Genomic DNA, 21,456 nt, shown 5'->3' on the forward strand with positions numbered 1-21,456 from the left:
GTTAATATTGCACCTGCCGTTCTTCCGCTAATTGTCGATCTCGATGGTACCCTGCTGCGCTCCGATATGTTGCTGGAGACAGGTATGGCTTTTGTTCGGCATAAGCCATTGAGCCTGTTTAAAGTCTTTAGTTGGTTGAGCAAAGGCAAGGCGGCTTTAAAGGAAGGGCTCGCCCATGCCCACCATATTGATGTCAGCGTCTTGCCTTTCGATCCTGCGGTCATTGAACTGATTGAAGTCGAGCGACGTAATGGTCGGCCCGTAGTGCTAGCGACAGCCAGTCATTACAGCCTGGCCGAACGCATTGCAGAGCACCTCCAGTTATTTGACCAGGTATTGGCTTCTGATGCTAAACGCAACCTGTCCGCTCATCACAAGCGGGACTTGCTGGTCGAGCTATACGGTGAGGGCGGCTTCGACTACGTTGGAAACTCCCGTGATGACCTTCTCGTGTGGGCGGCAGCCCGGCAAGCCTATGTCGTCAACCCGGAGCGTGGAGTTGAAAGCCGTGCTCGGGCGCAGGGCAATGTCCAACAAGTAATTCGTTCCACCCCATCCGGGCTGAAGGACTGGTTGAAGGCATTGCGGCTGCACCAGTGGATGAAGAATGCGCTGATTTTCGTACCTCTAATGGCGGCACACCAGCTGACCAACCCCATGCTGCTATGGCAGGGAGTGTTGGCCTTTGTGTTTTTTGGGCTATGCGCCTCCAGCGTCTATTTGCTCAATGACTTGTTGGATCTCGCCGATGACCGGCATCATCGCTCCAAACGGCATCGCCCTTTTGCTGCTGGACGATTGTCGATCAAGTCCGGGTTACTGCTCTTTCCCGTGCTATTGGTTGGGGCTTTTTCCGGTGCAGCATGGCTTCTACCTTGGGAGTTTTCTGGAGCACTGATTGCCTACTACATATTAACTCTCGCCTATTCGCTGTCATTGAAACGACAGATGGCTATCGACGTGATCGCCCTGGCTGCGCTTTATACCCTGCGCATCATCGCTGGTGCGGCAGCATTCGGGTTGGAACTGACCTTCTGGATCCTGGCGTTCTCAATGTTCATGTTCCTTAGCCTTGCACTGGTTAAGCGCTACGCAGAACTGCGCGAAGCAAGGCGCAAGGGCGATACCGGTAAAACTCGTGGGCGTGGCTACTATCCAGCCGACCTGGAAATGATTTCCTCTCTGGGCGCATCTTCCGGTTATCTGGCAGTAATGGTATTGGCTCTGTATATCCATGATCAAGCTACAACCGGGCTTTATGCCCACCCGCAAGTGATTTGGCTGGCCTGCCCGCTGCTTTTATACTGGATTACTCGAGTGTGGATGCTCACCCATCGCGGGCAAATGCATGACGACCCGGTAGTGTTCGCCATCCGCGACCGCAGCAGTCTAGTCGTTGGCGCATTGTTTGGGCTGGTGTTCTGGGTGGCAACATGAGCAGTCCGCTGTACTCTTGGGGATGCTATCCCCATACCCCGCAGACTGCACACGCTTGTAGCTGGCGTAGCGAAGTCGCGGCTCTGCGCGATGGTGTGGTCGCAGCGCATGGGAGCACCCTGCCTTATGGTAACGGACGTAGTTATGGAGACAGCTGCCTTGCCGCGAGCGATCAAGTGTTGCACATGCGAAGCCTGGATCGCTTCATCCAGGTTGATTGGCAGCAGGGTACCGTGCAAGCAGAGGCCGGTGTAACTCTCGCCGAGATCCTGGCGATTGCCGTCCCGCAGGGCTGGTTCCTATCAGTCACACCGGGCACCCAGTTCGCCACCCTCGGCGGGGCCATCGCTAACGATGTCCATGGCAAGAACCATCACCTGCGTGGCACCTTTGGCAACCATGTGCGGCGCTTGGGTTTGTTGCGCCATAACGAAGAACCTCTGACCTGTTCCCCCACAGAACATACAGAGCTATACGCCGCTACCATCGGTGGCTTGGGCCTGACCGGTATTATTGCCTGGGCGGAAATTCAGCTGATCCCTATTCGTGCCAGCCAGATCGACAGTACTGTGGTGCGTTTCGATAACCTGGCTGAGTTCTTTAGCCTGTCCGCGGAGCTGGATCACCAGCATGAATACAGTGTCGCTTGGATCGACTGCTTGGCAAAAGGCACTCAAACCGGGCGCGGCGTATTCATCGTGGGTGACCACGCCCGTTATGGTTCACTGGAAGTGGACGAGCGAGCGAAGTTGAGCGTACCGCTGACGCCGCCGGTTTCTCTGATCAACAACCTGTCCTTGCGAGCGTTCAATGATATCTACTGGCGGGTACATCCTGTCCAGAGCACACGAAAACGTGGCAGCTATGAGCCCTTCTTTTATCCGTTGGATCGCATCTTATATTGGAACCGTATCTATGGTCGCCGAGGTTTCCAGCAGTATCAATGCGTGATACCCGACGCAGTGGCTGAGGCAGTCATGCGCGAATTGCTGGGAGCCATTGCCGATTCTGGCCAAGGCTCGTTTCTTGCCGTGCTCAAACGCTGTGGCAACATCGCCTCGCCAGGTCTGCTGTCCTTCCCTCTCCCCGGCACCTCCCTGGCCTTGGACTTCCCGCAGAAGGCTGACCTGGTGCGACTATTTGCAAGGTTGGATGCCATCGTTCGCGAGGGTGGTGGCCGCCTGTATCCGGCCAAGGATGCCCACATGAGCGGCGACGATTTCCGACAAGCTTACCCCGCCTGGGAACGACTGGAAGCACTGCGTGATCCCTCTCTGAACTCCCACTTCTGGAAACGAGTTACCGCATGAAACGAATTCTAATTATTGGTGCCACCTCGGCCATCGCCGTTGCATGCGCTCGCCTATGGGTCAAGCAAGACAGTGAGTTCTTTCTCGTGGCCCGCAGCTCCGGAAAACTAGCGCAAGTTGCGGCGGACTTAACCGCTCGGGGCGCAAAAGCGGTAACTGTACATTGTATGGATGCCACTGATTTCGCTGCCCATGGTTCGATGCTTGAAGGTTGTCTCGCCGCGATGCAGCAAATTGACATAGCACTTATTGCCCATGGCACTTTGCCAGACCAAAAGGCCTGCGAGCAGGATGTCTCTGTCGCGCTAGCCGAGCTGACCAACAACGGAACATCGGTTATCGGCTTACTCTCGCTTCTTGCCAACCAATTTGAAACCCAGCGCTGTGGAACTTTGGCAGTGATATCGTCAGTGGCGGGTGATCGGGGCAGGCCCTCAAACTATCTTTATGGCACAGCGAAAGCCGCGGTATCCACCTTCTGTGAAGGCTTGCGGGCACGGATGTTTAAGGTCGGGGTACATGTGGTCACCATCAAGCCTGGATTTGTTGATACGCCGATGACCCAGGGCTTGGAATTACCGGCAGCGCTATTAGCAACACCGGATCAGGTGGCCGCTCTTATTATCAAAGGGATATCAAGACGAGCCGACACTCTATATGTGCCGGGCTTTTGGCGATTAATTTTATTAATTATAAAATTAATCCCAAGTGCTATTTTTAAAAGACTTAGCCTTTAGTTTTACTATTGTAACGTTATGTTGTGTTTTATCACGGGGCCCGCATTTTGACATCCAATAACATCCGGATTTTTACAGTACTAGCACTTTTTTTGTGTGCCCTTATCGTGCTTTCGACAATAGTGGGAGGGATAAACTCATTCTCTCCAGTACCCTACTATGATATGTGGGCTGGCTACTTGAATTTCTATTCAAAAGTCTCAATGGGTGATTACTCCGAGTGGTGGGCTCAGCACAACGAGCATAGAATTGTGTTGTCCAAGGTGTTTTTCTGGATCGACATTCGATGGTTTGGTGGACTGAGTTATTCGCTCATTACCATAAACTATCTGCTCGTATCTGCAGCGTGCGTAATATTCATCACGCTTTTAAACGAAGCTTTCAGATCATTACCTAGCAAAGAACTTCGAAGTTTCTTTATATTTATACTTGTAGGCTGGTTGTTCTCGTGGTCGCAACACGAAAACTTGAGCTGGGCATTTCAGAGCCAGTTTTTCATGGCGCAGCTTTTGCCATTGTTGGCATTTTACTTTTTGTATAAAATGTCCAGTGCTTCAGATAAATCGTTAATGTACTTCCTGTTGGCCTGTATTTTCGGGGTTCTTTCTATAGGCACAATGGCGAATGGTATTCTTGCCTTACCCCTTATGTTTGTTTATGGCGTCTTCTGTAGAATCGGGGTCCGCCGAAATTCTGTTCTGTTTGTGCTTGCAACGATTTGTATATTTTTTTATTTTTACGATTACAAGGCGCCTGGAGGCCATGGCTCACTAGTTGATGTGATAACTAATAATCCCTTGGGGCTTGTGCAGTACATGCTTCTATATATAGGTGGCCCATTTTCATTTATTTTCTCTGTGCTAAGTATTCCATTGAGAGAAGGTGTTGCTGCTCTGGCTGGGTTATTTTTTATTGCTGTGACTGCATTCTGTGCTTATTTGAATATTCGCTCTACACAAAGAAACTATCTTCACCTCTGTCTGTTGTTTTATATTATTTACTTTGGCGGAACTGCACTTGGAACTGCGGGTGGGCGTTTAATGCTGGGAGGCGTCGAGCAAGCATTGAGTAGTCGATACTCTACGCCGGCGCTTATGGCTTGGGTTGCACTGCTGATTATTGTGATGCCGGTTCTAGTACGCTGGACTGAGAAGCGAAAAATAGTCTTGCCTGCTTTCCTTGCCCTCTCAATTGCGGTGCTGGTCGGGCAAGCTAACGCACTAGACTCGAAAGTTAATGAGAGTTTTGAGCGGCTCGTTGCGGTATTGAGCCTCGAGCTTCAAGTTAATGACAGGAACCAAATTTTACATGTGTTTCCATCCGCTGCATGGGTTCTTGATGTCGCCAAGTTTCCATCTGAAAAGCATCTTTCTATTTTCGGCATTGACCCAATTCTTGGGGCTAAAGAAAAGATTGGCACAACCAACACGCTCTCTACCGAGAAGCAGTGCATAGGAAGCCTGGATCAAATATTGCCCATTGCAGGTGAGGATCGTTATGCCACCGTGAACGGCTGGTTCTTCGATAAAGAATCTGAATCCAGTCCAAGCTCTTTACTTATAGTTGATCAGAAAAATGTTGTTGTCGGATACGCTCTGGCTGGTGGCGAGCGAGACGACGTCGCCCGGCTAATTGATTCCAAAGCACTTTACTCCCAGTTTAAGGGGTACGTCCTAAAAGAAAGTCTGGGCAGCAATTTAAAGTTCGCCTCTAATAATCCACGCTGCTATTTTGATACGCCAACCCATCCGATGTTGTACAGTTTCAATGCCGTCAATCCTAATATTAATTCGACTTCTTTGATGGTCGCGGACGTCATAAATGGGTCTGAATGGACTGGTAGTGATTCATGGCATTCAAAACTTGACGGCCTGACGGTAATTGGGAGTTGGCGGCAATCCGATGCAGATACTGGGTCAGTAGTACTGCGCGTAAAGCGTGGCGATAAATTGCTGTACCGATCTGGTCCGACAGGTGGCCGCCAAACGCTTCAGGTCAACGATGATCCAAGCACCCGCTCTATCCTGCCTGTCGCGACTGAATGGATAGCTTTGGATTTTTCCGGTAACAAATACCCTGATAATTTCAAGATTAAAGTTTCAGATGACGGAGACGGTTGGGGTGAGTGGTCGGCCATCGCGCTGAAAACTGAGCACAACTAAAATTTCCGCCCGCGAGTGAGGCCAATTACATGCAAGCAGCGTTGAACAAAAAAATAATCCTTCCTGGTGGAGCCGGCCTCGTGGGCCAAAATTTGGTTGCTCGCTTTAAGGCCAAGGGATACACCAACATCGTGGTATTGGACAAGCATCGGGAAAACATGAAGGTGCTAAAGCAGGTTCAACCTGATATCACCGTGGAGTATGCCGACCTTGCTGAGCCGGGTGAATGGCAGCGCCATTTTGTAGGTGCCGATGTCGTGGTCATGCTGCAAGCGCAAATTGGTGGCCTCGACTATCAGGATTTTGTACGTAACAACGTTGACGCTACAGCTTTGATCCTTGATGCCATCAAGTTGAATGATATTCCTTGCCTAGTCCATATCAGCTCTTCCGTGGTGGAGTCATTAGCTGATGACTTTTACACAAAAACCAAAAAGGACCAGGAAAAAATGGTACTGGATAGTGGCATTGCTTGCCCCATCCTGCGTCCTACGCTGATGTTTGGCTGGTTTGATCGTAAACATTTGGGTTGGCTATCGCGTTTCATGAAGAAAGTCCCGGTTTTCCCGATCCCGGGTCATGGCCGCTATATGCGTCAACCGTTGTATGTGGGGGACTTCAGTAATGTGATTATCAGTTGTATAGAAAACGATATTCGGGACGGGATCTACAATATTTCCGGGCACGAGAAAATCGATTACATCGACATGATTCGCGTGATCAAAAAAGCTATAAAAGCCAAAACCCCTATCGTGCGGATTCCGTATACAGTCTTCTACGGTTTGATCTGGACGTGGGCCTTGTTCGACAAAAACCCGCCCTTCACCACTCAGCAGTTGGCGGCATTGAGTACCAAGGACGAGTTTGAAGTGATCGACTGGCCGGGTATTTTTGGGGTTCCATACACGCCATTTGTCAAAGCGGTGGATGAAACATTTAACGATCCAACTTATGGCAAAGTGGTTTTGGAGTTTTGAGTATGGGACAACGAATTGCAGTACTAGGAGCTGGTCCCATGGGGCTCTCCGTTGCGTATCAATTGGCTCTGGACGGGCACACGCCTGTCGTTTTCGAGGCCGACGACCGTGTTGGAGGTATGACTGCAGCGTTCGATTTTTCCGGGCTGAGCATAGAGCGCTACTACCATTTCCATTGCATTTCGGACCATGCTTTCCTCACCATGCTGGATGAGTTGAACCTGGCAGATCAGATGCATTGGGTAGAAACCAAAATGGGCTATTGGTTTCAGAACCGTCTTCAACCCTGGGGCAACCCGATGGCCTTGCTGAAGTTCAAGGGGTTGAGCCTGGTCGCAAAATTTCGCTACGGCTTACACGCTTTTCTTTGCACAAAGCGCAATGACTGGAAGCCGCTGGATAACGTTGAAGCAACAGGTTGGATCCGTCGCTGGGTAGGGAATGAAGCTTGGGAGGTGTTGTGGCGTCGCTTGTTCGACTACAAGTTCTACGATTACTCTGACAATCTTTCTGCGGCCTGGATCTGGAGTCGTATTCGCCGTATTGGCCGCTCACGATACAGCTTATTTCGGGAGAAACTGGGTTATCTGGAAGGGGGCTCGGAAACGCTGTTGCAGGCGATCAAGCGTGATATAGAAGCCAATGGCGGCGAAATACGCCTGAAGTCACCCGTGACCAAAGTACTCATGGAGGGCGGACACGTTCAGGGGGTCGTGGTAAATGGTCAGATTGAACATTTCGATAAAGTGATCAGCACCATTCCACTGCCTTATATTCCCAAGGTGATGCCGGATTTGCCCGATGAAATTCTCCAGCGCTTCAAGGCACTGAAGAACGTAGCAGTGGTATGCGTGATAGCAAAACTGCGGAAACCGTTGACTGAAAACTTCTGGCTAAATACCAATGACCCGGATATGGATATTCCTGGTGTGGTGGAGTACAGCAACCTGAGGCCACTGGATCAGCATATCGTCTATGTGCCGTTCTACGTGCCAGCTGAACATCCGAAATTTGCCGAGCCGGATCAGGTCTTCCTCGACAAGGTTCAGCGCTATTTCAAAAAGATTAATCCATCGCTGACAGACGACGATTTTATCGACCTGCGAGCCAGTCGTTATCGCTACGCCCAGCCGATTTGTGACCCGGCCTACCTGGACAGGCTTCCTCCAGTATCCTTGCCGGTAAAAGGGCTGTGGGTCGCGGACACCTCGTATTACTACCCGGAAGATCGCGGAATCTCTGAAAGTATCGATTTCGGTCGGAAAATGGCAAGGGACGCAGTGAAGTGATTCAACAATTCATGTCCCGGCAGTTTTTGACGTTTCTGTTCACTGGGGGAGCAGCTGCAGCAGTCAACTTTGGTTCGCGAATTCTCTACAGCCATTGGGTTGGGTTTTCGACGGCAGTAATCCTGGCCTATCTCACCGGCATGATTACGGCGTTTGTGCTCGCAAAACTGTTTGTTTTCAAAGAGAGCGAACAGTCAGTCCATCAATCTGCGATGTTCTTCGTTTTGGTTAACATCGTAGCGGCATGTCAAACGTGGATTATCAGTATGGGGTTGGCGTTTTACGTTTTGCCGGCCCTAGGCGTGCAGACGTTCGTTGATGAGATTGCTCACGCGGTCGGCGTGGCTGTTCCGGTATTTACTAGTTACTTAGGGCATAAGCGCTGGTCGTTTCGTTAAAGCGCTCACCTGTGGTTACGCGTTGTTATTGCTGTCTCGACTCAACGAGTGGGAGTTGTAGTAACTTCGCACGCACAGATCTGTTCGGGGGGTGGCAAGTAACTGCCATTCCTACCGCTACCAATTGAGTGGCTAGGTGTAGCACTACTCCTGAGTTTTTCGACGACCCATTCGGGCCAGGCAGTAAGGGCTTTACAATGTCGCATGAGTCTGTCGAGGGTACTCAAATATCAGCGACATCACATGCAACAGGTGAGCATCCCTTCGAGAGCACAAGCAATGGCTGGATGCAACGCGTTTCCCTGATGCGAAAGCTGGCAATGTTCAGCCGCAAGCCTAGGGCGCGATGGCTTGCGCGCAACCCTACAGGCTGATCGGGACTGCCAAAGTCAACGGCCCTGAACTCTGGGCGTGGCCGCGCCACGCACAGGAATTCTCCACTGGCGTCCTCGATTGAGGATTACCAAGGCTTGTTGCCGTGGAAGTGCGCGCGGGTATTACCTCGGCGAACATCCGCCCCATCTTCAAGTCGGTGGGTTTATGGAGCACTTACGGCATTTCTATGATTACTGCGGATTGTCGGAGTTTAATGGCTTTTTAGAGAAAATCATCTTTGACAGTATGAATGTCAGAGGGATAGTGATCGTGATCGCTATAAGTGGTGCGACTCGTTGGTCATAGCCTAGCTTCTCCACCCACACCCAAACGATAAGCAGGCTGAAAAGGTACTGGATTAAATAAATGAATGGCAAGAATGCAATTGATTTAATTCCCTGGTGGCCTTTAAATACGAAAAAACGATTTAACGCATACGCAATGCCGATCCCTGAAATATATGAGATGGTATAACTGGTCTTGTAGGGTAAGAACAACAAAACCAGTAAGTAGATTCCATATGTCAGGGCGGTGTTCAGCCCCCCTGACAATAAAAACCTAGCAATCTCCAATCTGAGGATTCTTGAAAGTGCCTGGTTTATCATCTGTATGCTCAGCGTGACCGAATCAGGTGAGTGAACTCATCATGGTTGCGAATGTAATCGTCTGCGTCGTAATAGTGGGATGCAAAGACCAACAACACGGCATCTTGGGAATAACGGTATTGTATGCCCCATGTCATAGGTGGCAAATGAACGCCCTTGTTTGGGCTGTCCAATATGATTTCTTCCCGGTTATAACCGTCATCCGCGACTACATGAACCGAGCCCTTAACCGCTACGAGGAACTGGTGGCATTCTCTGTGGGCGTGCTCGCCGCGCGTTTCTGCGGTCGGCACGTTGTAAACCAGAAAGTAGCGTTCTGTCTTGAATGGAACGGAGCGCTCGAACTCACCTGCCGAAAGGCTCCCGCGTATGTCTGCAACCTCCTTCATGGTGTGAATAGTCACACCTTTGACTGAAGTACTGACAACATTCGGCGCTAGCCCTTGCCCCTGGCTCTCATGGGCACTGTTGACAGGCTTGGCATCAACATATCCGATGATCTTGGCGGGGTTACCCACTACGATGGCGTTTGGCGGTATGGAGCGAGTCACAACCGCACCCGCGCCGATCATTGCATTAGTACCAATAGTTAATCCGGGCAAAACGGTGCAGTTAGCCCCTAATGACGCGCCCTTTTTAATAATGGTCCTGGCAAAAGTAGTCGGGTAGACCTTGCTTCGCGGGAACAAATCGTTGGTAAACGTGGCATTGGGTCCAATGAAAACGTCGTCTTCAATCGTGATGCCATCCCACACTTGAACACCACACTTTAGCGTAACACGGTCACCGATGATGACGTCATTTTCGATAAAAACGTTATCACAGACGTTACATTCGGCGCCCAGGCGGGCACCCGGCAAGATATGGGCAAATGCCCAAACTCTTGAGTCTTTACCTATATTTTCCGATTCGCACAGTGCATGGCTGTGAACGAAGTAATTTTTGGTAATAGTCATATTATTCTCCAAATCCCTCAACGCGCATCGGAATGGCTAAAGGTCGATTTTTTGTATTTTCATAAGTTCGCCATGCGTAAGAGCCGACGATGCCCAAACCCAGAAGGTTCAGGCAGCCCAGGAATGTGATCGCCAACACAATCATCGCGTAGCCGGGTACTTCAATCATTCCGTGCATCTTGGCGAACAGCGTAAATACCCCAAAAAAGGCCGCTAACCCTGAGCCCATGGCACCAACCCTGATCAGCAGTCGAATTGGCAGGTCAGTGAACGAGAACACACTGTCCATCAAGTAGTTTACTTTTTTACGGAACGTCCAGGCCGATGTTCCATGTACTCTGACTAGGCGAGAGTAGGTCACGACTTCGCGTCGATAACCAAGCCAAAATATTTGAGCAATCAGCGAGCTGTGGCGTTCGTCAAGTGTCAGCAATGAGTCACGAAATGTTTTGTTGCAGGCAAACATATCGACGCCGCCAGGCGGGATCTCAGGTATGACATAGCGGCGATAAAGCCCCCAGAATATCCTGGAAGCCGTTCTTGAAGCCCAAGGGTCTTGACGCGACTCCCGGACACCTACCACAACATCAGTTTTCATCTCGCACAGAATAGTGTTCATCCTCAACACTAATTCAGGAGGCTCTTGCAGATCGGCGGCCATGACCGCAAAGCGGTCACCCGTGCCGTGCTGCAACCCAGTCCGGATAGCCATGAACGAGCCGAAATTCTTCGACAGCAATATCAGTTTCGAACGGAACGGCTGATTTGGTAGCGACTCACGTAGTATCTCGTAGCATCGGTCGGGGCTGCCATCAATGACGAACACCACTTCAAGCGCCTTATCCAACTTAACGTTCAACGCACAAACGGCCGCTAGCAAATCGGGCAGATTGCTCTCATTGCGATAGACCGGAATTACTAGCGTGAGCAAAATTATTCCCCCTTGGAGAAGTAGGCCGTAACCGCTTCGATTACTCGGCTGACTTCATTATCAGTTAGGCCTGGGAAGCAAGGCAGAGAAATAACAGTTTGGCACGCAAGCTCGGTTTCTTTAAGTGATACAGATTCGGCCTTGTATCCTGGCTGATCATGGTCCGCAATTGGGTAATGAATATCGGTGCTTACACAGTGTTCTTTCAGTGTAGCGGCAAAGGCCGCACGGTTTTTTACTCTGACGACATAGAGGTGCGCGACATAGTCAACATCGATTGAAGAGGGCAGCAACATGTCCAGTTTGGCGAATGCTTCATTGTAGCGTTTCGCAATTGAACGTCGAGAATCATTCCATTGATCCAAAAGTGGAAGCTTGATGCGCAAGATAGCTGCTTGAAGCTCGTCCAGGCGGCTATTTCTTCCGCCGGGAATGGTGACTTGATACTTTTCGGACCAGCCGTATTGGCGCAACTGGCTAATTTTGCTAGCTAATTCACTATCATTGGTTACCACTGCGCCGCCATCACCCAGCGCGCCAAGGTTTTTAGTTGGATAAAAGCTAAAACAGGCAACTGTTCCGAAACTGCCTGCCTGCTTTCCATTGCGCCGTGCTCCGTGAGACTGAGCACAATCTTCCAGAACAGGGATTCCGGCGGCTTCGGCGATACGGACGATTTCTTCTATATTAGCCAGTTGGCCATAAAGGTGTGTAACGATTATAACGGCGGGTTTGGTGTCGATGACCGCCATCAACGCTTTAGGGCAAAGAGTCAGTGTTACAGGGTCGATTTCGACGTATAGAGGGGTAGCACCAACCGCATGTATAGCGGTGCTTCCGTAAAAACCGGCATTGGCGACCGCTACGACGCGATCATCTGGCTGGACGCCCAAGCCCCTTAGGGCCAACTCTAGTGCCTCTGAGCCATTTGCGACACTAATGCAGTGATTTACGCCTACATATTGAGCAAACTCATATTCAAAGGCTTTAACCTCGTCACCTAAAATGTACCAATGACTATCTAATACTTTTTTCAATGGTGTCATGAAGTCTAGCGAGCTATTGACTATTTTAGCGGAAAATAATGGTATGAATGTAGTTGCCATAAATTTAGTTCCAGATGGAAATACAGGGTTATTTTAATGTTTTCTCACGGCATCGAACTTCGATACCTTTGATTGAGATGATCTGGGAGTTCATCACGGGGTCGAAGCGTAGGCTATCCTGAAAGCCTGAGTCGCTAGTTAAAATAAATGATATTGTTTTGAAGTCTTCAGAATTATCTATTTCGGATTTTTTTGAGTTCGCTTCGCTGAGTATCGGGTTGTTTATTGGTAAGTAAAAAAGTTGACTTCTCTCTGGCCCTATGGCCTTAAGATTGGCTGTGATCTCAAGTGTTCGGCAGCTCTGCATTTCTTTAGGGTTATCAGTTGAAAAATATAACTGTGGATCAGTTTTGGTGGTGATGCTTGATAAATCACCAGCTTGGTTGTTGTATGTTAGGTTTACTGCCCTTGTTTGATTGGCGTGATTAGATGTTTTGAAAAACGCAGCGGGGCGATCAGAGCCGAAGGGGGTCGGTATATATGTTAGAGTGCGAGTGAACGAGGCTCCCGCTTTTTTTGCATTGTTAAGCGCTTGCGTCAAATCAGTAGGGAATAACTCTGGGCAAACCAAGTTGTCGTAGGTTTGGATTTTAGTTTGCAAGCATTTAATACCTTCCAGTCTGTCCAGCATATGAGTTTGATAGAAGCTCTCATGATTGATGATGGGGGTTTTCAAAACTGCAAAAAAGGCACCGAATAAAAATAGCGCAGTGATTAGTTTTTCTTTCAAGTTTGAATTATTGGCGTCGCTCATCCTGCTGAGTAGATAAATAGCCAGCCATGGCCATAGCAGTGTTACCCAAAAAAAGTGAAATCTTTGGAAGCCGAAGAGGAATATATCTAGCGGTGCTTGAGTAAGTTCGGAGCGGATGTTGGTTCTTCCCGCTGCCACCAGGAGTAAGTAAACAAATGTGACTATGGACAGGCTTAAAAAAACAAACGCATGGTGTGAGAGAGGGTTGTTGCACTTGTTTTTTACGAATTTAATTATGATTGATAATACGCAAGCGCTGGTTAGAGCGATTACTAAAGCTGTGGTGAGAAATGATAAAGCCGGTGTGCTGGTAGGAAGCATTAATGATCGTCCGATTTTTCCAAGTAAGAAAAACCAGAAATCACTTTCCCAGGGATAAGCCATCCCTACGCCTGCTATATGTGTTCCGTGTTGAATGCCAACGATTACCCAAACTTGCATTAAGGTACAAATTATTGCTGCTGGCGCTAAAGATAATGCGCAGACAAGGAGCATTTTTTTATCGTTTTTTTCAATAAAATAATGACAAATGAAAAGGGATGCGCAGAGGCTTAGCGTTGCGAATGCACCGCTAATGTAAGAAAAGCCTGAAATAAATCCTAAAATAGTTACCGGTAAGATAACATATCTGAGTTTGAGATTTCTTGTGAGTGCAATGTTAAGAATGCTAAGTATGCACACCAAAGGAAGAGCTTGATGATACGCGAGATTTTGAAGACCCCAATATGTATCCGGCTGCAGCATTAATAAGCTTAGGCTAAAAGCGCATGCGCGAACCATATTGTTGGTCGTGCAAATAGTTATAAGGCGCCACTGAAGGGCTAATAAAGATCCAAGGATAAATATCAGTGATAGAAATTGATAGGTAATTGTGTTTCCATCCAGAAATCTGAATGCTAACGAGTCAAGTAGAAGGCCGATGGGATATAAAGTGTCATTCGCAGAGGTCATTAGGTAGCTGAAATCAATTCGCCCCATGTTGCCATCTTGATATTGGCGCCAATCATCCCAGTAAGGTATGTCAGTGCCAAAGCGAAGTAATGAAATCGCATTAAAAGCCAAGCTGATGATTGGGAGTGCAATTAATAAATATCGCGCCCATTTAAAAAAAGTGACTTTTTGTGTTTTCGTGTCGTTTTGTGCCAAGATAGTCGACATCATATTTTCTCGATTGAATCAAAATCGCATTAAATTTTAATGCGATAAATTTTATTTCGGCTTTGGTTAGAGTTTTATACGAGGTGGCCAAGCTAATCCAAAGTCTTCATGATCAAGTGTCAGGTTTGGATTGTAAGCATAGTCCTTTTGAAGGTCGGGCCAGCGAGCCTGAACATAAGTAATCTCTTTCATGAAGCGTTGTTTTTTTTCTGGAGTGTCTTCTTGTCCGCGAGTAGCCGACTCGTGATGGTACATTTCAGCAAATGGCGTCCACACGTTGATATAGCCCGCTTCCTGGACCCGCAGACAGAAATCAACATCATTGAACGCGATCTTCAAGTGTTCTTCATCCAGCCCGTCGACTTGATCAAATGTTGATTTTTTGATGATCAAACACGCTGCAGTCACGGCAGAAAACTCTTGAATCAACCCGGCTCTGCAGAAATACCCATAATCACCCTTGGGCAGATATTTATGCGAATGCCCAGCCACACCGCCGACACCGACGATAACGCCACCGTGCTGTAACCGGTCATCTGGATACCAAAGACGGGCGCCTACGGCCCCCACATTTGGTTGCAAGGCGATCGATACCATCTCATCAAGCCACTCGGGGGTGATGATCTCAATGTCGTTGTTGACCAGGCCAATCAGTGAGCCATTGGCTATGCGCACTGCGCCGTTGTTCAATGCCGAGTAATTGAAAGGACCGTCGTCGCGCAATACGCGAATGTTGTCTTCCTTGTCGATTTCAGAAAAGTAATCAAGCGATGCCGGGTCGTCTGAACCATTATCGATCAAGATAATTTCATAATGAGGGTAGGTCGTTAGCGCCTTGATACTGTCAATGCACTGTTTGACCAGTCCGTGAGCATTTCTGGTCGGAATGATCAGGGTGACCAAAGGCAACTGTGCAGGTAGCTGATAGTGAACACGGTACATCCCCATCGGCAACAGCTCGGTCTTGCCGATGTCACCTTTGCGTTGCAAATGTTCATCCAGCGCTTTTACACCGGCAATGGCCGCATAAGGTTTTTCACCACCAGACATCGCCGTGCTACCAGCGTGTATGCGCCAGTGGTACAGCACACGTGGGATGTGGATGATCTGCTCGCGTTCCAGCTGCTCGCTGCAACGTAGCGCCAGGTCGTAGTCCTGTGCACCTTCAAAGCCTGGGCGAAATTGACCGACTTTTTCCACCAGATCTCTGCGATAGACACCCAGGTGGCAAACCATATTCTGCGAGCGAAACAGAAACTCGTTCCAGTCCGATTTGAAATAAGGCGAGCTTCTTTTTCCGTCGGTATCGATCTTGTCTTCATCGGAATAAATCAGCCCTACATCTGGATTCTCAATGATGGTGCGAGCGACCCAGTAGAGTGCGTGCTCGGGCAACAGATCATCATTGTCCATCAGAGCAACGTATTGCCCTGTGGCTACTTCAAGCGCAGAGTTACTGGCGCGGGAAATGTGGCCGTTTTCCGAGCGGAAAACTACTTTGATGCGCTTATCTTCCTTGGCCAGCGATTTAAGATATTCATGCACTGCGGGTTGTGTCGACGCGTCGTCAGCAAGGCATAGCTGCCAGTTTGGATACAACTGAGCCTGTACACTTTCTACGGCTTCACGAAGCAGGTCGATAGGCGGGTTGTACACGGGCATGATGATCGAAATCAAAGGCTTCCTTGCCCATTTTCTGATTTCTTCCTTCATGCGCCAGCGACCATTGTCATCTATGGTGTCGTAGTACGCGACCCACCTTGCATAATCGTGACGGTCCGGTACTTCGCGGGTTTCCTGTCCAATAAATGCAAACTCGCTTGCACCATTGATCCACCGAAGACGGGCGATAAGGCCTGCGGTTCCCTGGCTTTTCCAGACAGCCAAAGCTTTTTGAGCCGTGCTTTGAATGCCGCCGCCCCGACGGATGGCCGAAGGCAGTACCCGAAGCATTTTACGCAGGCGGCGCATGATCAGAATAGATCGGCGCAGAGGGGCAGTCAGCTTCCAGCTGGAAGAGCTTTGCATGCTAATAATCTGTAAGTTCAGATTATGGATGTGTGTATCTTTTTGCACCTGTTGAAGCGTGAGCTTGCCTTCCAGGTTCTGAATCTGCAGAACTTTTTCATTGAGCTCGTCGGCCAGCAAGTTATTGAGTTGCAGTTGTTCCAACTCCAAATTTCTTTGGCTTAGCAGTTCTAACTGTTTCTGCGTGGACTGTTGCAATTCTGAATATCTGATGTTTGCCGCTTCCAGTTCCCGCTCCAGCGGTTTTGTGAGGTTGGCAAAAGTTTCGTTCGATGCTGATTCACTAAGCACGGTAATCTCTTGAGCGATTTGCTCATCCATAAGTAATGTCAAGTCTATTTCCAGTGTCAGCTGTTCAAGACTTCCCAGTGTTTGAAGTTCGACAGGCAAGACCAGATAAGGGTCAGTGGTGAGGGACAGATATAGCGCGCTCTTGTCGGCGCGTCTGAACTTTATTACGCCAGAATCGGACTTGAGTTCACCTTCCCACAGCCAAACGGTTTGATTGTCACGGACAATTTTCATTTGGCTGATGGTAAATGACTGTCGAGCGTCGATCGGGTCAAATCTCAGTACGTTGCTGTCAGTGGAAATCGCAGCCAACGAAAAGGCCAGTGTTTGTGCACCATTTTGTACTTCCTGGCTGATTGTCTTACGCTCGGAAAACGAGTCTGAGGTAGCACTGTAATATAGGGTTGCATGCGGCCGCTTCATTTGGGCTGCGCCAAAGGTATAAATTGTCTTGTCGGGAGACCAGTCAAGAAAATTGGAGATACTGCGCCCTGTCACTTTTTCCTGGAAGCGAGCCTCTTTGACAATGTAACGCTGAAGGTCTTCAGGCGTGATGTGAAGGTTCACGCTTTCTAACAGTTGGATGATGAACGCCTGTCTGCTCAGGGTTGAAGCGCTGGCTGAAAGAGGGTTGGCACAAGCCAGCAGCAGGAGCAGGGCGCGCATCAAAAGATGACCCAGCTCTACACCGTCAGAAATTTCCCATTCAACATCGATCAGGGACGGGTTCCCGTGGTCATCAATAACGATGTTATGGGGAACCGCATCAATGTACCGCCCAGGCAACAGATCCGTGATGTTTTCAAGACCAAGGTCAACTCCTTCTTTTGCAAGGAGTACTTTCAAATGTTGGAGATACACCGTGAGAAATGGATTGAAACTGAGGGGAGTCCAATCAATGGTGGCGGCCGTTTCCAAAAATGGCAGGCTAAGGATTTTTCCTGTGGCATAGGCATCTGTGGCAGGAAGTATGTACTTGAAAGCCTCATCCTGTTCGGGGGCTGTTTCTTTTCCCAAGCGCCGATATTGGACTTCAATACCTTGGTCCGACTCAACAAACAGCGACTCCTTACAGTACGCCGCTTTTCGACCGGTGCTGTAATGGTAGGCGAGCGTTGTCTCCGGGACCGCAGCGGTGCCAGCACAGGAAGCGGCCACCAGGAACGAATTGGCTAAATCCATGCCCAGATCATTATCGATGACAACCGGCCATGCTTTTTCCAGATTGAAGTATGTCAACACGGGCAGTTGCGGGTCTTTTTTTACGTTCTGCCAAGCCAGTGCCGCGGCGTCGAACTCGTTCGAGGTGAAACCCGCCTCGGTGATGATCGAGTTCGGCAGCTTGTAGTCCGGGCTTGGGGACAGGAATGTCGAGGATTTGAAGCCTGCTCGCTCGATCAGTCGCGCTAGCTCTTTACGTCCAAAGGTTTTGGGTTGGCCTTCGGCGTATCGGCCTTCGATGCCATACATGGGGACGCTGACATGATCCTCCGGCGCACCGGCGAAATACTTCAAGCCAAGCTGATTTTCAATGGCAATAAAAAGATGCCCATCAGGTTTGAGCAAGCCGCGAATACGTTTGAGCATGGCATAGGCAGGGTCAGCATCGGAGCTGAACATGCTGGCGTACTCCAGCACACCGATAAGCGTGATGGCGTCGAATTGTTCGTCAGTCTTGAAGTCGTCGAAGCGCTCCGCCAAAACCGTCACATTCGACAGTCCGCGGGTGCGACTGGCGGCAATGGACGCGCGTCGCGGGCTGCCTTCGAGGCTCAGCAACTGTGCGCCGCATTCGCCCAGGAACCGGCTGATTGCACCGCAGCCTGCACCGATCTCCAGGACCTTGCCTTTGAGCAGATGTTCGAACGGGCGCAGGATATTGCCGCGAATGGAGCTTAGATGGTAAAGCGTCGCCCAATCGGTGCAGTGTTGAGGCAACTCTTCGGACAGGACGGATACATCCCCGGCATCGCGAATAATCGCGGCGAGTTTGTTTTCAGTCACGTCACCGTCGCTGTAAGCTATACCTTGGTAATCGGAACGCACCCATACGCCGGTCTGTTCGTCGCGGGTATACCCGTAGCGATCGAGTTCAAACATTTTCAGTTACCAATTTGATTTCCATGGAGGCACCTAGATCTATCAAGCCCAACACCTGTGGCGTGGGAGCTACGACAAAGTGGATAGAGTCGTAGCGTCGGTCGTGAGGCAAGATATCTTCACCGGACCTGGATGCGATCCCTACGGAAATAAAGTAATCACCTGTTGCAAGCCGGTTAACAAACTTCAAGCAGGCGGTAGCTTGGGTGCCTTCGGAACCGATCGTTTGCATCGATTCACAATCAAGCAGGTATGAATTGGTACCGTAAACCGTTACCCCTTCCTTGGTCTTGATGGTAAAGCCAAGTATCGGACTGACAACCATATGATTGAATTGTACCGCGAGATTAAGTTCGATTTCTTCACCCGTTTCAATCGTGTTCGGGTACTCGCGTCCTGCAGCACTCAAATGAAAATCCAGCAAAGAGGCAGCACCGTCGCCCCAGCGGTACTCATGGGGGTTATAACCTGGCCGCCCCGCATAGGCGTTTGGCTCGAAGCTGAGCTTTACAGCTTCAGTAGCTCGGGATTGCGGCACGGCCAGTGGCGCAGGGGCTTCCTCTTTTTCCGGACGCTTTTCGCGGCCGAAGAGAATGTCCATGTAGCGGTTGACCACCGGCCGAGACTCGCCGATGAGTTCGATTCTGCTGTCGTTGATCAGAATCGCACGAGAACAGTGAGTAACGACCTGCTCACTGGCGTGGGTGACGAGCAAGATGCTGGTCCCGTTGTCTTTGAGTTGCCGCAGGCGTTCAAAGCACTTGGCCTGGAATCGGGCGTCCCCAACGGAAAGGGCTTCATCCACGATCAGAATGTCGGGATCTACCTGGGCCTGTACAGCAAATGCCAAGCGCACGGCCATGCCGCTTGAATAGGCTTTCACGGGCTGGTCAATGAACTCGCCGATGTCTGCAAAGCCTGCGATCGCGTCGAATCGTTCGGCAACCTCATCCCGGGTCAGGCCCAGTACTGCGGCGTTGAGATAGATGTTTTCGCGTCCGGTGAACTCCGGGTTGAAGCCGGAGCCAAGTTCCAGCAACGCGGCAATACGTCCTCGGGTTTCGATCGAACCGGTAGTGGGCGTCAGGGTGCCGCAAATGATTTGCAGAAGCGTGGATTTACCAGAGCCGTTGCGGCCCACGATCCCAACGGTTTCGCCTTTTTTTACATCAAAGCTGATATCGCGTAATGCCCAGAATTCCTTGCCGTAGGTGGTGATCTCGTCACCCGCCCAGCGTTGCAGGCGCGGCATGATTGCCTGCTTCAGGCGATCCCGGGGTTTGTCGTAGGTATAAAAACACTTTGAGATGTTTTGTACGCTGATTGCGACATTATCAGAGGACATCAGCGAACCCTTTTCGTGTTTTTTGGAAGAACCAGAATCCGGCAGCGGCGATGAGTGAGCCGATAATCATCGCTATGCCCAGGCTGTCCCACTGAGGCCAATGTCCGAAAAGCAGAACGTTACGGCTTTCTTCAATGATGTAAGTCAGCGGGTTGAGCATCAGCCAAGGCTGATACACCTCGGGTAACGCAGCTACGGGGTACAGCACAGGGGACAAAAACAGCAGCACGGTGGTCAGGACCGCGATGACATGCCCGACATCGCGCAGAAACACCCCGAGGGATGCCAGAAACCAGCTGAAGCCCAGGGTTGCCAATAGCAGCGGCACCAGAATCAACGGGAACAGCAGGGCCGTCCATTGCATCGTATGCGTCAGGATCACTTGGGCGATCAGCAGGACCAGCAGGCTGATGCTGCTATGGAACAAGGCCGACCCCAAGGTAATGACCGGAAGAATTTCCAGGGGGAAAACGACCTTTTTTACGTAGTTGCCGTTGGTCAGAATCAGCGACGGCGCGCGGTTTGCGCATTCGGCAAACAAACCATGAACAATCATGCCGACGAACAACAGGATGGCAAAACCACCTTTGCCCGGATCCATGCCGACCCAGCGGGCCTTGAATATCTCGGAAAAAACAAAGGTGTATACGGCCAGCATCAATATCGGATTGAAAAAGGACCAAGCCAAGCCCATTACCGAGCCACGGTAGCGCCCGACCACTTCGCGGGTGGTCATTTGCGCGATAAGTTGCCGGTTATGCCACAAGCTTTTGACGAGGCTGGCAGGTCCACTTCCGGGAGACAGATGTGGATTCACTAGGCAAACACCTCAGCATTTTTAAGCAGGGCTGCTGCCTGATCCTTGACGGACAGGGTAGGTGCTTCGTCAAGTGGCCACTCGATACCGATGGCAGGATCGTTCCATGCCAGACTGCGTTCATGGGCAGGTGCGTAGTAATCGGTGGTTTTGTACAAGAATTCGGCGGTAGGCGACAGAACAACGAAGCCATGGGCGAACCCTTCAGGTACCCATAGCTGATGTTTGTTTTCAGCGCTGAGATAGGCGCCGACCCATTTACCGAAAGTAGGTGAGCTTTTGCGCAGGTCAACGGCAACATCAAAGACTTCGCCCACCGTTACGCGAACCAGCTTGCCCTGAGGATGCTTGATCTGATAGTGGAGTCCCCGCAACACACCCTTTGCCGAGCTTGAGTGATTATCCTGGACGAACTGGACGTCGCGGCCTACTGCGTCATCAAAGGTTTTTTTGTTGAAACTTTCATAAAAAAAGCCGCGGTCGTCACCATAGATTTTTGGCTCAAAAAGGATGACCTCGGGGATGGCCAGCAATGTTGTTTTTTTCGTCATGAATTCTCAACCAAAAAAAAGGGTGATGTCACTGTGATGGCCATCTGCAAGAGGCGCATTGCCAGTGTCAACAGAACTTTGAGGGGCGAACCTGGACTGGCAAGGACAGGTTCTGGCGAGTAGGCACTC

General features: G+C 50.0%; 16 protein-coding genes and 1 pseudogene. 8 read left to right on the plus strand and 9 right to left on the minus strand.

Features of this window, described 5'->3' with window-relative positions:
• The first annotated feature begins 66 nt into the window (after nt 1-66).
• The 8 genes and pseudogenes from OH720_RS08650 to OH720_RS31805 all read left to right on the plus strand — a co-directional run.
• Nucleotides 67-1,437 carry a UbiA family prenyltransferase gene (locus OH720_RS08650; protein WP_272606423.1) on the plus strand — a complete coding sequence of 457 codons (1,371 nt, stop codon included), beginning with the start codon at nt 67-69 and terminating at the stop codon, nt 1,435-1,437.
• Nucleotides 1,434-2,747: an FAD-binding oxidoreductase gene (locus tag OH720_RS08655; protein ID WP_272605248.1), complete on the plus strand. Its 1,314-nt coding sequence runs from the start codon at nt 1,434-1,436 to the stop codon at nt 2,745-2,747. The genes OH720_RS08650 and OH720_RS08655 overlap by 4 nt, the downstream gene beginning before the upstream one ends.
• Nucleotides 2,744-3,484, plus strand: coding sequence for an SDR family oxidoreductase (locus OH720_RS08660; RefSeq protein ID WP_272605249.1), 741 nt, complete (start codon nt 2,744-2,746; stop codon nt 3,482-3,484). The genes OH720_RS08655 and OH720_RS08660 overlap by 4 nt, the downstream gene beginning before the upstream one ends.
• 203 nt (nt 3,485-3,687) lie before the next feature.
• Nucleotides 3,688-5,646 (plus strand): hypothetical protein, encoded by a 1,959-nt coding sequence (locus OH720_RS08665; protein WP_272605250.1) that lies wholly within the window; start codon nt 3,688-3,690, stop codon nt 5,644-5,646.
• A 29-nt stretch (nt 5,647-5,675) separates the two neighbouring features.
• A complete protein-coding gene (locus OH720_RS08670) occupies nt 5,676-6,623 on the plus strand; it encodes an NAD-dependent epimerase/dehydratase family protein (protein ID WP_272605251.1) in 948 nt (315 codons plus the stop codon).
• Nucleotides 6,624-6,625: 2 nt separating this feature from the next.
• Nucleotides 6,626-7,912, plus strand: a complete 1,287-nt coding sequence (locus OH720_RS08675) for an NAD(P)/FAD-dependent oxidoreductase (protein ID WP_272605252.1) — start codon at nt 6,626-6,628, stop codon at nt 7,910-7,912.
• A complete protein-coding gene (locus tag OH720_RS08680) occupies nt 7,909-8,310 on the plus strand; it encodes a GtrA family protein (RefSeq protein WP_272605253.1) in 402 nt (133 codons plus the stop codon). Before OH720_RS08675 ends, OH720_RS08680 begins: the two co-directional genes overlap by 4 nt.
• A gap of 340 nt (nt 8,311-8,650) precedes the next feature.
• Nucleotides 8,651-8,876, plus strand: a pseudogene (locus OH720_RS31805) (transposase domain-containing protein); the annotation flags it as partial.
• Here OH720_RS31805 and OH720_RS08685 read toward each other — a convergent pair.
• From OH720_RS08685 to rfbC, 9 genes are all read right to left on the minus strand, one after another.
• Complete coding sequence (locus OH720_RS08685) at nt 8,877-9,290, minus strand: GtrA family protein (protein WP_272605254.1); 414 nt, start codon at nt 9,288-9,290, stop codon at nt 8,877-8,879.
• An 8-nt stretch (nt 9,291-9,298) separates the two neighbouring features.
• Nucleotides 9,299-10,246 (minus strand): WxcM-like domain-containing protein, encoded by a 948-nt coding sequence (locus tag OH720_RS08690; protein WP_272605255.1) that lies wholly within the window; start codon nt 10,244-10,246, stop codon nt 9,299-9,301.
• Nucleotide 10,247: 1 nt separating this feature from the next.
• Nucleotides 10,248-11,183, minus strand: a complete 936-nt coding sequence (locus tag OH720_RS08695) for a glycosyltransferase family 2 protein (RefSeq protein ID WP_272606424.1) — start codon at nt 11,181-11,183, stop codon at nt 10,248-10,250.
• Nucleotides 11,180-12,283: a DegT/DnrJ/EryC1/StrS family aminotransferase gene (locus OH720_RS08700; protein ID WP_272605256.1), complete on the minus strand. Its 1,104-nt coding sequence runs from the start codon at nt 12,281-12,283 to the stop codon at nt 11,180-11,182. Before OH720_RS08700 ends, OH720_RS08695 begins: the two co-directional genes overlap by 4 nt.
• A gap of 28 nt (nt 12,284-12,311) precedes the next feature.
• A complete protein-coding gene (locus OH720_RS08705) occupies nt 12,312-14,198 on the minus strand; it encodes a hypothetical protein (RefSeq protein ID WP_272605257.1) in 1,887 nt (628 codons plus the stop codon).
• Between the two features lie 63 nt (nt 14,199-14,261).
• Nucleotides 14,262-18,614, minus strand: a complete 4,353-nt coding sequence (locus tag OH720_RS08710; RefSeq protein WP_272605258.1) for a glycosyltransferase — start codon at nt 18,612-18,614, stop codon at nt 14,262-14,264.
• Entirely contained in the window at nt 18,607-19,959 is a 1,353-nt protein-coding gene (locus tag OH720_RS08715; protein WP_272605259.1) for an ABC transporter ATP-binding protein, read from the minus strand. Before OH720_RS08715 ends, OH720_RS08710 begins: the two co-directional genes overlap by 8 nt.
• Complete coding sequence (locus OH720_RS08720) at nt 19,949-20,776, minus strand: ABC transporter permease (protein ID WP_272605260.1); 828 nt, start codon at nt 20,774-20,776, stop codon at nt 19,949-19,951. The genes OH720_RS08715 and OH720_RS08720 overlap by 11 nt, the downstream gene beginning before the upstream one ends.
• Entirely contained in the window at nt 20,776-21,327 is a 552-nt protein-coding gene (rfbC, locus tag OH720_RS08725) for a dTDP-4-dehydrorhamnose 3,5-epimerase (RefSeq protein ID WP_272605261.1), read from the minus strand. The genes OH720_RS08720 and rfbC overlap by 1 nt, the downstream gene beginning before the upstream one ends.
• Nucleotides 21,328-21,456 lie beyond the last annotated feature (129 nt).

This window comes from Pseudomonas sp. WJP1 (assembly GCF_028471945.1).
GTDB lineage: Bacteria > Pseudomonadota > Gammaproteobacteria > Pseudomonadales > Pseudomonadaceae > Aquipseudomonas.

Bases quoted from the DNA above. Each gene is read 5' to 3' on its own strand.
- OH720_RS08670 (WP_272605251.1), top strand. From the start codon at position 5,676: ATGCAAGCAGCGTTGAACAAAAAAATAATCCTTCCTGGTGGAGCCGGC.
- OH720_RS08650 (WP_272606423.1), top strand. From the start codon at position 67: ATGTTGCTGGAGACAGGTATGGCTTTTGTTCGGCATAAGCCATTGAGC.
- OH720_RS08660 (WP_272605249.1), top strand. From the start codon at position 2,744: ATGAAACGAATTCTAATTATTGGTGCCACCTCGGCCATCGCCGTTGCA.
- OH720_RS08675 (WP_272605252.1), top strand. From the start codon at position 6,626: ATGGGACAACGAATTGCAGTACTAGGAGCTGGTCCCATGGGGCTCTCC.
- OH720_RS08705 (WP_272605257.1), bottom strand. From the start codon at position 14,198: ATGATGTCGACTATCTTGGCACAAAACGACACGAAAACACAAAAAGTC.
- OH720_RS08700 (WP_272605256.1), bottom strand. From the start codon at position 12,283: ATGGCAACTACATTCATACCATTATTTTCCGCTAAAATAGTCAATAGC.
- OH720_RS08710 (WP_272605258.1), bottom strand. From the start codon at position 18,614: ATGTTTGAACTCGATCGCTACGGGTATACCCGCGACGAACAGACCGGC.
- OH720_RS08715 (WP_272605259.1), bottom strand. From the start codon at position 19,959: ATGTCCTCTGATAATGTCGCAATCAGCGTACAAAACATCTCAAAGTGT.
- OH720_RS08665 (WP_272605250.1), top strand. From the start codon at position 3,688: ATGGGTGATTACTCCGAGTGGTGGGCTCAGCACAACGAGCATAGAATT.
- OH720_RS08685 (WP_272605254.1), bottom strand. From the start codon at position 9,290: ATGATAAACCAGGCACTTTCAAGAATCCTCAGATTGGAGATTGCTAGG.
- OH720_RS08655 (WP_272605248.1), top strand. From the start codon at position 1,434: ATGAGCAGTCCGCTGTACTCTTGGGGATGCTATCCCCATACCCCGCAG.
- rfbC (WP_272605261.1), bottom strand. From the start codon at position 21,327: ATGACGAAAAAAACAACATTGCTGGCCATCCCCGAGGTCATCCTTTTT.
- OH720_RS08690 (WP_272605255.1), bottom strand. From the start codon at position 10,246: ATGACTATTACCAAAAATTACTTCGTTCACAGCCATGCACTGTGCGAA.